We start from the raw sequence: 12,610 nt of genomic DNA on the forward strand, positions 1-12,610 counted from the left end.
GAACCTCCTAGGCGGCTTGCTTACTAAACAGCTCCCTGAATACCGGGTAGATATCGCCCACTTCCTGGATATGCTGCATAGCAAAGTTACCGTATTGCTGAGCCAGGCTTTCATATTCACGCCACAGGGTCTGGTGGGATCTGTGGGTGATCTCGATATAACTGTAGTAGCGCACATAAGGGAGTATTTGCTCGGCCAAGACCTTAGAGCAGGTTGGGCTGTCATCGGCCCAGTTATCGCCGTCTGAGGCCTGGGCGGCATAGACGTTCCACTGGTCAGGTGGATAACGTTTTTTCATGATCTCCACCATCATGTTCAAGGCCGAGCTGACGATGGTGCCGCCGGTTTCCTGGCTGTAGAAAAACTCATGTTCATCCACTTCTTTTGCCTGGGTGTGATGGCGGATATAAACCACGTCAATGTGCTTATAGGTGCGGGTTAAGAACAAATAAAGCAGGATATAAAAGCGTTTGGCCATGTCTTTGGTGGCTTGGTCCATCGAGCCAGATACGTCCATCAAACAGAACATCACTGCCCGGCTTGATGGTATGGCTACGCGCTCAAAGTTGTTGTACCTAAGATCAAAGGTGTCAATGAAGGGCACCTTCTTAATGGCGGCCTGCAAGGCCGCTATTTCGTCACGCAGGTTTTTTAACGCTTCCTGGGTGGCGGTTGGGTCTTGTTCCAACTCAACCAGCTTGGCTTCCAACGCTTTTAGCTGGCGTTTTCGCCCTGCTGTCATCGCCATCCGCCGTGCCAGGCTTTGTTTTAAGGAACGCACCACGTTAATGCGACTCGGCATGCCTTGGTTTACAAAGCCGGCGCGGCGGTTTTCCCATTCCACCAGTTGCGCCAGTTGGCTTTTTTCTAAGTTGGGCAGCTCTAAGTCTTCAAATAACAGATCCAGATATTCGTCTTTGGAGATTTCAAAAACAAAATCATCTTCGCCTTCACCGCTGTCGGATGCATCGCCTTGGCCGGCGCCACCCGCGCCCCCTTCCGGGGGGCGGGCTATGCGGTCACCGGGGATGAACTGGTCGTTACCCGGGTGCACTCGTTCACGCAATCCCCCTTTGCCTTGGTGAAAAATAGGCTCAGAAATATCCCGCGACGGAATAGAGATAGATTCGCCTGAGTTAACGTCCTCTACCGAGCGCTTGGTAATGGCATCGGATACCGCTTTTTTGATTTGCGACTTGTAGCGCCTCAAAAAACGGTTGCGGTTAACGGTGCTCTTACCCTTGGCGTTCTGCCGTCTGTCAATAAAATGGGACATAGGCCCTCCTTACGAGGATTTACGAACGCGCAGGTACCAGTCCGACAGCAACCTGACCTGTTTGCGGGTGTAGCCCTTGTCCATCATCCTTTCGACAAAGTCATCGTGTTTCTTGCGCTCTTCGGCAGAGGTTTTGGCGTTAAAGGAAATAACCGGTAACAGCTCCTCGGTGTTGGAGAACATTTTTTTCTCGATGACGGTTTTGAGTTTTTCGTAGCTGGTCCAGCCCGGGTTTTTACCATTGTGGTTAGCGCGGGCCCGCAATACGAAGTTAACGATTTCATTGCGAAAATCTTTGGGGTTGGAAATACCGGCCGGTTTTTCGATTTTCTCAAGTTCGGCGTTAAGGGCCGCCCGGTCAAACAGTTGGCCGGTTTCCGGGTCGCGATACTCTTGGTCCTGGATCCAAAAATCAGCGTAAGTGACATAGCGGTCAAAGATGTTTTGGCCGTACTCGCTGTAGGACTCCAGATAGGCGGTTTGTATTTCTTTGCCGATAAAATCGACGTATTTGGGGATCAAGTAGCCTTTTAAGAACTCTTTATAGCGTTCGGCAATTTCCTGTGGGAACTGCTCGCGTTCAATTTGCTGCTCTAGCACATAGAACAGGTGCACTGGGTTCGCCGCAACTTCAGAGTGGTCAAAGTTGAACACTCGGGACAGAATTTTAAAGGAAAAACGGGTGGAGAGCCCGGCCATGCCTTCATCAACCCCGGCGTAGTCGCGGTATTCTTGGTAGCTCTTCGCTTTCGGGTCGGTGTCTTTCAGGCTTTCACCGTCATAGACACGCATTTTTGAGTAAAGGCTTGAATTTTCGGTCTCTTTTAAGCGTGATAGCACCGAAAATTGCGCCATGGTTTCCAAGGTGCCAGGGGCGCAAGGGGCTTCACTCAGCTCGGAGTGCTCAATCAGTTTGTCGTAAATTTTGATTTCTTCGGTCACCCGCAGGCAATAAGGCACCTTGACGATGTACACCCGGTCAAGGAAGGCTTCGTTGTTGCGGTTATTACGAAACGCTTGCCATTCTGACTCGTTAGAGTGCGCCAAAATCACCCCTTGATAGGGCAGGGCCGACAAGCTTTCGGTGCCGTTGTAGTTACCTTCCTGTGTTGCGGTCAGCAGTGGATGCAGCACCTTAATTGGCGCTTTGAACATCTCGACAAATTCCATCAACCCCTGGTTAGCGCGGCACAATGCGCCCGAGTAGGAATACGCGTCGGCATCGTTCTGGGAGAATTCTTCCAGCATACGAATGTCCACTTTGCCCACTAGGCTCGAGATGTCCTGGTTGTTTTCATCGCCGGGTTCGGTTTTGGCAATAGCCAACTGGTTAAGAATTGACGGGTAGGCTTTTACCACCCGAAACTTGCCAATGTCGCCGCCAAATTCTTTCAGGCGCTTGACCGCCCAAGGCGACATGATGACTTCAGTGGCGCGGCGCGGAATACCGTATTCGTCTTCCAGTAGTTTGGCGTCTTCGGCTGGGTCAAAAAGGCATAAGGGGTGATCTTGTACCGGCGAGCCCTTGATCATGTAGATAGGCTCTTTTTGCATTAGGTACTTTAATTTCTCGGCCAGTGACGACTTACCGCCCCCCACCGGGCCCAGCAGGTAGAGAATTTGCTTACGTTCTTCCAGGCCCTGCGCGGCGTGTTTAAGGTACGCCACGATTTGTTCTATGGCTTCTTCCATGCCGTAAAATTCGGCGAAAGCCGGATAACGGGCAACTACCCGGTTGGAGAAAATGCGGGATAGGCGTGGATGCTGGGCGGTGTCGACCATTTCCGGTTCGCCAATGGCGGCCAGCAACCGCTCGGCAGCGGTGGCGTAGGCCATTTTGTCTTGCTTACAGATATCGAGGAATTCTTCCAAAGAATATTCTTCCTCGCGCGCTTCCTCATAACGCTGACGATAATGCTCAATAATGCTCATAGCGCCCCCTGAATCAGCTTGATGATGAAGGTCATTCTTGGCCCTCTATTCCTTTATAAGCGTAGTCGGGGTTTTTGTATTTGCTTGACTTTAAAGCACGGAAAATTAAGTTAAATTTTTACGCCTAGATCACTTTTTGAGCATTTGATTGCGGGCAATTAAGTCTTTGAGGTATAGCAGTTTGATGTTCGACAGCTGGCGGTAGTCGAAGTACGGACAGACGATGAAATCGGCCCTGGCGTCCAGTGCAAAGCCCGGCATATCCCAATCAAGCGGCCCCCCAGACTCGGCTGTTAAGCCCAGGTTATCGGCGTAGCCCTTGCCCAAGATAAGCGATTGTGGCGATCGGTTTTTAAGGTCTGGGGCATTAAACAGCAAAGCGTAATGAGACCCTTCCTGTAATAGCTTTTCGTCCCTTAACTGCTGCCAACTGCGGCAATGGTCGTTATCGAGCAGGTAAGCCAGCTTGGCGTAAACATTAAAAATTTTCCGCCAATGGTTACCGGTTTGCCGGGCGATGTCGGCAATTTCTCCCGGGCGCATGGGCCGGTAAATATCGTGCTGATATTCATCTAGCGGCGGGCGGTTGGCAATGAAGACACAAAAGCGCGGCGAGGTGCCGCCTAAACCCACTTTCTGCATGATTTATCTCACAAAAAAGCCCTCCGAAGAGGGCTTTAACCGGAAAATACGTATTAACCGGCGAAGTTTTTGTTAACGAAGTCCCAGTTAACCAGGGCCCAGAACGCGTCCATGTACTTAGGACGAGCGTTGCGGTAGTCGATGTAGTAAGCGTGTTCCCACACATCAACGGTCAGCAGCGGAGTAACACCTTCAGTGATAGGGCAACCGGCGTTGGAGGTGTTGTGCAGACCGATAGAGCCGTCCGCTTTTTTCACCAGCCAAGTCCAACCAGAACCGAAGTTACCTACGGCGCTTTTGGTGAACTCTTCTTTGAATGCATCAAAAGAGCCGAAAGCACTGTTGATAGCGTCGCTAATGGCACCGGTGGCTGCGCCGCCGCCATTGGGGCTCAGGCAATGCCAGTAGAAAGTGTGGTTCCAGACTTGCGCTGCGTTGTTGAACAGACCACCTGAGGCAGACTTAATGATGTCTTCCAGGGTTTTACCTTCGTTCTCGGTACCCTTGGTCAGGTTGTTCAGGTTTACAACGTAGGTGTTGTGATGCTTGCCGTAGTGATATTCAAGAGTCTCGGCAGAGATATGCGGTTCCAGAGCGTTTTTTTCGTAGGGAAGTGCAGGCAGTTCAAAGGCCATGATTCCTCTCCTTTTCCTTTGGTTATGTTCGACATTGCTCGCCGGTCATTGTACTCACAGTCCGGCGGCTGTGAATATATAAAGCAATCTTTTTATTTATTTGCGCCTCAGTTGTGCGCGGGTGCTTGGGTGAAAGCCACGCAAGCAGTACAATAACCGATACCAATCTATTGTAGAGGTTGTCATGGACACCATTGAACGCATCAAAGAGCAAATTGCCGAGCATTCCATCCTGCTGTATATGAAGGGCTCGCCTAAGCTCCCCAGCTGTGGCTTTTCTGCCCAGGCAGCCCAGGCCATGATGGCGTGTGGTGAACCCTTTGCTTATGTTGATATTCTGCAAAACCCCGATATTCGGGCCGAGCTGCCAAAGTATGCAAACTGGCCTACCTTCCCACAGCTGTGGGTTGATGGTGAGCTGATTGGCGGTTGTGACATCATCCTTGAGATGTACCAAAAAGGTGAGCTGCAGCCCCTTATCAAGGAAACCGCAGCCAAATATAAAACCGAAGAAGAAAAAGACGCCGAATAAGGTGTTTGGCTTCTGATAGCAAAAACCGGCCAACTGGCCGGTTTTTTGTTAGAGCACCATGGCGGCAACCCAACCTGCCACCAACAAGGGCAGGTTGTAATGCAAAAAGGTGGGGATCACCGAATCGCGAATATGGTCGTGCTGGCCGTCGGCATTAAGGCCCGCTGTTGGGCCTACTGTGGAATCTGAGGCCGGGGAGCCTGCATCACCCAAGGCGGCAGAGGTGCCAACAATGGCGGCAGTGGCCAGGGGCGAAAAACCCAAGCTGATACAAAGCGGCACATACAGGGTGGCGATAATAGGCACTGTCGAAAAGCTTGAGCCAATGCCCATGGTGACAAAAAGGCCAATCAGCAACATCAAGGCGGCGGCCACCGGCTTTGACCCTAAATCGGCCGACAAACTGTGTACCAAGCTGTCAACGCTGCCGGTGGCTTTTACCACTGCCGCAAAGCCGGAGGCGGTGATCATGATAAAGCCGATCAACGACATCATTCGCACGCCGTCGGTAAAGGCGTCTTGGCTGTCTTTCCAGGGCACCACACCACCGATAATGAAAACACAAAACCCCACTAACGCCCCCATGATCACCGAGTCGGTGCTGCGCTGCAGGTAATAAGCAGCAGCCAGCGCCACAAAAGACACCACCAGCACCCACCAGTTGGGGCGTTTGATGGTTGTTATGTCGGTTTGAACATGGCTGGCTTGATACTGCCTTGGCTTTCGGTAGCTAATAAAAACGGCGATGAGCAACCCCACCACCATGCCCACCGCGGGAATCAGCATTGCCTTAGGCAACTCATTAATGTCGATGTGAAGGCCGTTCTGGGTGAGGTTGGGGTAAATCAGTTGGTTTAAAAAAATCGAGCCAAATCCAACCGGCAGCGCCATGTAGGGCGTGGTTAAACCAAAAGTGATGATACAGGCTACCAAGCGGCGGTCGACTTTCAGGTCGGTCATTACCCCCAGCAGCGGCGGGATCAGTATTGGGATAAAAGCGATATGGATAGGAATGAGGTTTTGTGACATCACCGCCATTGCCAAGATCACCAGTAAAATGGCTGCTTTCACTGCGGCCTGGCGTTTGGGGCTGGGGGTGGCGCCCAATTTACCAATAATGTGCGCCGCTCCCCATTCCGTAATGCCAGAGCGGGCAATGGCCACCGCGAAAGCCCCTAACATGGCGTAAGCCAAGGCTATTTCAGCGCCGCTTCCCAAGCCGCCGGTAAAAGCGGTTAGGGTTTTATCAAGCCCCAAACCGCCGAAAAGGCCAGCAGCCAGTGCTGAAATGGCTAAGGCCACCACCACGTTAATACGCAAAATACTCAAGAGCAGCAGCAGTAAAACAGACAGAATGACAGGGTTAAGTAGCATGGCGGTTGTTATTGTGTAAAAACGCGAGACTAGCAGGCTAATCAATATCTTGTCGATGCGTTAACCCAGGACTTTGAAGGCCAGCACGCCAGTTTTCAAAACGCGCGCAAGTAACAGCGGGCCGCCATTTGGTTACATATCGCGCTTTTTCCTTTTTCCCCAAGCCGTTAAGCTAAGAAAAAACGTTAACGCTGTTAACAATCGCCACCGAAAAGAACATTGTTAGGCGACTTTTGATCTCACGCAGCACTTTGTTTTCAAGGCGTTCTTAGGATAGACAAAAAGGCAGGGACCAACGCTATGCGCAAAGGGTTAATCGTACTGGTGGTTGTCGTTATCGCAGCGGCAATTTGGGCGGGACAAAAGTGGCTGTTAAAGGGTACGCCCGAAGGCTTTGTTTTTGGCAATGGCCGCATCGAGGCCACGGCACTGGATATTGCCACCAAAAATGGCGGCCGCTTGGTTGAGCTGTTGGTCGATGAAGGCGACTTCGTTACCAAGGGGCAAGTGGTGGCGAAAATGGACAGCGATACCCTCAACGCCCAGCTGCGCCAGGCCGAAGCCAAAGAGCGGCAAACTCGCGATAATCTGCAAAGTGCCAAGGCCCAGGTGGAGCAGGCCAAAAGCCAACTTAACCTGGCCCGGGTGCAATATCTGCGCGCCAAAGAACTGTTAAAGAAAAAGCTCGTTGCCCGTTCTTCCTATGATGAAGCCGAATCCAATTTTCAGGTGGCCACCGCCGCGCTAACCTCGGCCAATGCCCAGGCGATTTCAGCCCAGGGCGCGATTGACGAGGCCAAAGCTGGCGTTGAAACCTTGCAAACACAAATTGATGAAACCGTGCTTCGCGCCCCCCGTGATGGCCGTATTCAATACAAACTGGCCAATGTGGGAGAAGTGTTAGGGGCTGGCGGCAAGGTGGTTAACATGCTGGATTTGGCCGATGTCACGATGTCGATATTTCTGCCACAAACGGTGGCAGGGCGGGTTGCCATTGGCAGTGATGCGCGCATTGTGATGGATGCCATCCCCGACAAACCCATTCCTGCCAAAGTCAGCTTTGTGGCATCAGAGGCGCAATTTACCCCAAAACAGGTAGAAACCCAGGACGAAAGGGAAAAACTGATGTTTCGGGTGAAAGTGCGCATTGCCCCGAGCCTGTTGAAGGAATACATCACCCAGGTGAAAACGGGCCTGCCCGGGGTGGCGTGGATCAAGCTCGATAAGTCCAAAGCTTGGCCTGACAATCTGAAAACCCCCTTCACGCCATGAAAGCCATTGACTTGGCCGGTGTTAGCCACCGCTATGGTGACACTAACGCCTTAGTGGATGCCGCCCTGGCCCTGGAACAAGGCAGTAGCCTTGGCATTATCGGCCCCGATGGTGTGGGTAAATCAACGCTTTTGGACCTCATCGCGGGCACCAAGAAATTACAAACCGGCAAGGTGGTGGTACTTGGCGCTGACATGACCTCAAGCCAGGCTCGCCGTAATGTTTGCGCCGACATTGCCTATATGCCGCAAGGCCTTGGCAAAAACCTCTATCCAACGTTGTCGGTTTGGGACAACCTCGATTTTTTTGGCCGTCTTTTTGGCCACAGTGGTGCTGAACGCCAGCGCCGCGGCGAGCAGCTGTTAAAAGCCACCCATCTTTGGGCCTTTAAAGACCGGCCCGCTGGCAAATTATCCGGGGGCATGAAGCAAAAACTCGGTTTGTGCTGCGCCCTTATTCACGACCCCAAATTACTGCTGCTCGACGAACCTACCACCGGTGTTGACCCACTAAGCCGCCGCCAGTTTTGGGAGTTAGTGGCCAGTATTCGCCAGGCAAAACCACAAATGAGTTTGGTGGTCGCCACCGCCTACATGGAAGAGGCGATGATGCTAGATAGCGTCATGGCCTTGGATGACGGCCATATTCTGGCGGTTGAAAAGCCGCAACAGCTGCTGGATAAAACCCATACCGACAACCTTGATGCTGCCTTTATTGCCCTGAAGGCCGGCTCTGAAGCCAAGCCCTTTGTGGCGCTGCCATTAACCCTGGAGGAAGGCCAAGCTGCGGCCATTGAAGCCCGTAACCTAAGCTGCCGTTTCGGTGATTTTACGGCGGTAAGTGAGGTCAGTCTAACCATTCGCCAAGGCGAGATTTTTGGCTTTTTAGGGTCAAATGGCTGCGGTAAAACCACCACCATGAAAATGCTCACTGGCCTGTTGGTGCCCACGAGCGGTGAGGCCTCTATTTTCGGTGAGCCGGTAACCCAGCACAGCTTGGCGATGCGGGCCAAAGTGGGGTACATGACCCAAGCTTTTTCGCTGTATGGCGAATTGTCGGTAAGGGCTAACCTCGAACTTCACGCCAAGCTTTATCACATTGAAAAGCCAGCGCAGCGCATCGACGAAATGCTAACGCGCTTTACCTTGGAAAAGGTTGCAGACAAAAACGCTGACGCACTGCCGCTTGGCATTAAGCAGCGCCTGCAACTGGCGGTGGCGGTGCTGCATAATCCCCGGCTACTTATCCTGGATGAACCCACTTCCGGGGTTGACCCGCAAGCCCGCGACCAGTTTTGGACGCTGCTGCATGAATTGTCGCGCCATGACGGCGTTACCATTTTTATTTCTACCCACTTTATGAATGAAGCAGGCCGCTGCGACCGTATTTCTCTAATGCATGCTGGCAAGATTTTGGCGCAAAATCAGCCAGATAAGTTAGTGGCCGAGTGCGGCGCCAAGAACTTAGAAGACGCCTTTATTCATTACCTTCAGCAAGCGCAGCCGCCGGTGGCTAATGGCGAGCTGCCGGTGTCTGATGAGAAAAAATCCGCCAAAAAACCGGCCGCGTTTTCGTTTGGCAGGCTTTGGGCTTATGCGCGCCGTGAAAGCATGGAAATTAAGCGCGACCCCATTCGTTTAACCTTTGCCATGCTTGGCACCGTGCTGCTGATGATTGTGTTTGGCTACGGCATTTCTTTTGACGTGGAACACCTGGCCTTCAGTGTTTTTGACCAAGACCACAGCCCCGAGAGCCGCGCTTTTGCCGAGGAGTTTCGTGGCTCACGCTATTTTGATGAAAGAACGCCTGTTAGCTCCGAAGCCCAAGCGCAGCGGCGCTTAACCAGCGGCGAGCTCAAGCTGGTGCTGGCCATTCCACCAAACTTTGGTAAAGACTTACGGGCGGGCAGAACAACCGAGGTAGCGGCATGGCTAGACGGCGCCATGCCCTTTCGCGGCGAAACCACCCGCGGCTATGTTCAAGGGGTTTATCAGCAGTTTCTAGGTGATATGGGATTGGCCACCACCACCAACCTCAGCATACAAACCCGTTATCGCTATAACCAGGATTTTAAGAGTGTTAACGCCATGGTGCCCGGGGTCATGATGCTGCTACTGGCACTGATCCCCGCCATTTTGACCGCCGTGGGGGTGGTGCGAGAAAAAGAGCTGGGCTCCATTTTAAACCTCTACGCGACCCCCACCACGCGCTTGGAATTTTTACTGGGCAAACAACTGCCTTACATCCTTATTGCCAGTATTAACGCTGTTTCTATGCTGCTGCTGGCGATATGGCTGTTTCAAGTGCCGGTAACCGGCAGCATTGTGGCCTTATTGTTAGGGGCGGTGGTGTATGTGGTGGCCACCACCGGCTTTGGGCTGCTTATTTCCGCCTTTGTTAGCACCCAAATTGCCGCGCTTTTTGCCGCGGCGATTTTATCGGTGATGCCGGCGGTAAATTTCTCCGGCTTAATCGTGCCGATGGCGTCGTTGACCGGCTCTGCCAAAGTCATGGGCATGGTTTTCCCCTCTGGTTACTTCAATACCATCAGTGTTGGCACCTTTGCCAAAGGCCTAGGATTTGCCGACTTGTTGCCAAGCTTTGGCATTCTTATCTGCTTTGGAGTGGGTTTTATTGTCTGCAGTGTGCTGGTGATGAAGGAGCAAGAGTCATGAACTGGCGCAATGTTTATGCCCTTGGCATTAAAGAGCTTTGGAGCGTGCTAAAAGATCCGGTGCTGATGGTGCTTATTATCTACACCTTCTCGGTTGCCCTTTATGCCATCAGTAAAGGCGCCAGCACCGAGGTAAAAAATGCTTCTATTGCCATTGTTGACCAGGATCATAGCGCCTTATCGCAGCGCTTGGACGAAGTGTTTTTACCGCCTTACTTTAAGCAAGCCCGGCTTTTTAACAGCGCCGAAAATATTGACCACTTAATGGAGCAGGGCAAAGTGACCTTTGTGCTGCAAATACCGCCGCGATTTGCCGCCGATTTACGGGCCGGGCGCAACGCTGATTTGTCGCTGTTGGTTGATGCCTCGGCCATGAGCCAGGCCGGTTCTGGGGCCAGTTATATTGAGCAAATTGTTAGCCAGACTGTCGTTGAGTATTTTGGCGTGGCCAGCAGCAGTAATGTCAGCCTGGTTACCCGTGCCTTTTTTAATAGCAACCTGCAAACCGGGTGGTTTAACGCGGTGATGCAGCTGGTGAATAACGTGACGCTGCTGTCAATTATTTTGACCGGCGCTGCGGTTATTCGTGAACGTGAGCATGGCACCTTGGAACATCTGTTGGTGATGCCATTATCGGCCGCTGAGATCATGGCGGCCAAGGTGTGGGCTAATGGTCTGGTTATTCTGGTTGCGGTGTTGTTAGCGACCTTTGGCATGGTAAAAGGCGTGCTCGGAGTGCCCATTGCCACCAGCACGGTACCGCTCTTTATGCTGGGCACCTTGTTATACCTTGGCTCGGTAACCTCCCTTGGCATTTTGCTGGCAACCTTGGCCCGCACCATGCCGCAATTTGGGCTGCTGGCCATTCCTACCTTTGTGATGATGCAGCTGTTGTCGGGGGGCACCACCCCCCAAGACTCGATGCCAGTCTTCTTGCAATACATTATGCAGTTTGTACCCTCTACCCACTTTGTGGCGATGTCGCAAGCGGTGCTGTATCGCGGCGCTGGCGTCAGTATTGTCTGGCCACAAATGCTGGCGGTAACAGTGTCGGCGGCGGTGTTTTTCTGGCTTGCCTTTCGGCGGTTTCGAAAAATGGTCAGCAGTTAACCGCGGCTTGGCGCGTCTTCTGCTTTGACTCTTTGCCAAGACGCTGGCATCTTTATGGGCCTCATAAGGAGGCTCCGTTGTATTCTGCACTCCCCAAGGTCCGTCTCTGGGCCATGTTACTGCTGTTTTCAGCCCTGTTTTTTGTGCCCCTAAACCTGCTGCATTTGCCAGCAGCGCTGCTGCTTGGCCCGATGATGGGCGGCATTGTGATGGGGGTTCGCGGCCATAAACTGACAATTCCTAGGCCGATTTACTCCATTGCCCAAAGCCTGATTGGTTTGATGGTGGCCGCTGCAATATCGATGAACCTGCTCCATAGCCTGTTGGCCGACGCCTGGCTCTATATTGGCATTATTGTTGGTGTGTTAGCGGTTAGTTCAACCCTGGGCTGGATGCTCTGTAAAGGGCCTTGGCTGCCGGGCACCACTGGGCTTTGGGGGATTTACCCCGGCGCGGCATCGGCCATGGTGATGATGGCGGAAAATACCAACGATGCCGACGTAAGACTGGTGGCGCTGATGCAATATCTGCGGGTGCTACTGGTGGCCGTAACCGCATCGATGGTGGCGCACCTGGCAACCGGTATTGGCCACGTACCTGTGGTGCATCATCACACCGCCTTTAACTGGCAAGGCTTAAGCATTACGGTCGCCATGGCACTGGGCTTTGCCTTTTTAGGCCGGGTTAGCCGCATTCCTTCCGGGCCTTTGATGCTGGCAATGATCATCGGTGCGGCCATTCATCTCACCGTCGGTTACAAGCCCACCTTACCGCATTGGTTGCTGGCGATGGCTTATGCCACCTTGGGCTGGCATGTGGGCTTGGGTTTTACCAGTCAAACCCTAAAAACAGCCCGCCGCGCCTTGGTGCCAATACTGCTTTCCATTGTGTTTTTGATGAGTCTTTGTGCCGGTATTGGCTACATTCTGGTGCGCTTTTTAGGTATCGACCCGCTGACCGCCTATTTAGCTACCAGCCCGGGCGGTATGGACGCGGTTGCCATTATTGCCGCAGGTTCCAATGTTGACTTGCCCTTTGTAATGGCGATGCAAACCCTGCGCTTTTTATTGGTATTAATGTTTGGCCCATCCTTGGCCCGTTATTTGGCCGGGCATTTTGCCAAGCGCCATCTTGCTGAATAAAAAAAGCCCTTCGGGGCTTTT

10 protein-coding genes are annotated in these 12,610 nt (G+C 52.6%); 5 read left to right on the forward strand and 5 right to left on the reverse strand.

From position 1 onward, the window contains the following. Window positions 1-7: 7 nt before the first annotated feature. The 4 genes from DW350_RS06465 to sodB form a co-directional block, all read right to left on the reverse strand. Window positions 8-1,276 (reverse strand): YeaH/YhbH family protein, encoded by a 1,269-nt coding sequence (locus DW350_RS06465; protein WP_115718092.1) that lies wholly within the window; start codon window positions 1,274-1,276, stop codon window positions 8-10. Window positions 1,277-1,285: 9 nt separating this feature from the next. Further along, window positions 1,286-3,208: a PrkA family serine protein kinase gene (locus DW350_RS06470; RefSeq protein WP_115718093.1), complete on the reverse strand. Its 1,923-nt coding sequence runs from the start codon at window positions 3,206-3,208 to the stop codon at window positions 1,286-1,288. 129 nt (window positions 3,209-3,337) lie between these two features. Beyond that, entirely contained in the window at window positions 3,338-3,850 is a 513-nt protein-coding gene (locus tag DW350_RS06475) for a DUF6942 family protein (protein ID WP_115718094.1), read from the reverse strand. Window positions 3,851-3,903: 53 nt separating this feature from the next. Then, window positions 3,904-4,485, reverse strand: a complete 582-nt coding sequence (gene sodB, locus DW350_RS06480) for a superoxide dismutase [Fe] (protein ID WP_115718095.1) — start codon at window positions 4,483-4,485, stop codon at window positions 3,904-3,906. A 184-nt stretch (window positions 4,486-4,669) separates the two neighbouring features. On the opposite strand from sodB, the gene DW350_RS06485 reads away from it, so the two are divergent. After that, window positions 4,670-5,017 (forward strand): Grx4 family monothiol glutaredoxin, encoded by a 348-nt coding sequence (locus DW350_RS06485; RefSeq protein ID WP_115718096.1) that lies wholly within the window; start codon window positions 4,670-4,672, stop codon window positions 5,015-5,017. Between the two features lie 48 nt (window positions 5,018-5,065). Here DW350_RS06485 and DW350_RS06490 read toward each other — a convergent pair whose 3' ends face one another. Beyond that, on the reverse strand, window positions 5,066-6,391 hold the full coding sequence (locus tag DW350_RS06490) for a Na+/H+ antiporter family protein (protein WP_115718097.1): 1,326 nt from the start codon (window positions 6,389-6,391) through the stop codon (window positions 5,066-5,068). A gap of 300 nt (window positions 6,392-6,691) precedes the next feature. Here DW350_RS06490 and DW350_RS06495 point away from each other — a divergent pair, with 300 nt between their 5' ends. The 4 genes from DW350_RS06495 (at window position 6,692) to DW350_RS06510 (ending at window position 12,589) form a co-directional block, all read left to right on the forward strand. Next, window positions 6,692-7,663 carry an HlyD family secretion protein gene (locus tag DW350_RS06495; protein WP_115718098.1) on the forward strand — a complete coding sequence of 324 codons (972 nt, stop codon included), beginning with the start codon at window positions 6,692-6,694 and terminating at the stop codon, window positions 7,661-7,663. After that, complete coding sequence (rbbA, locus tag DW350_RS06500; RefSeq protein ID WP_115718099.1) at window positions 7,660-10,338, forward strand: ribosome-associated ATPase/putative transporter RbbA; 2,679 nt, start codon at window positions 7,660-7,662, stop codon at window positions 10,336-10,338. Before DW350_RS06495 ends, rbbA begins: the two co-directional genes overlap by 4 nt. Continuing rightward, window positions 10,335-11,447, forward strand: coding sequence for an ABC transporter permease (locus DW350_RS06505; RefSeq protein WP_115718100.1), 1,113 nt, complete (start codon window positions 10,335-10,337; stop codon window positions 11,445-11,447). The genes rbbA and DW350_RS06505 overlap by 4 nt, the downstream gene beginning before the upstream one ends. 77 nt (window positions 11,448-11,524) lie before the next feature. Further along, window positions 11,525-12,589, forward strand: a complete 1,065-nt coding sequence (locus DW350_RS06510; RefSeq protein ID WP_152032945.1) for an AbrB family transcriptional regulator — start codon at window positions 11,525-11,527, stop codon at window positions 12,587-12,589. The last annotated feature ends 21 nt before the right edge of the window (window positions 12,590-12,610 follow it).

Origin of the sequence: Gallaecimonas mangrovi, assembly GCF_003367375.1 — a bacterium.
Lineage (GTDB): Bacteria > Pseudomonadota > Gammaproteobacteria > Enterobacterales > Gallaecimonadaceae > Gallaecimonas > Gallaecimonas mangrovi.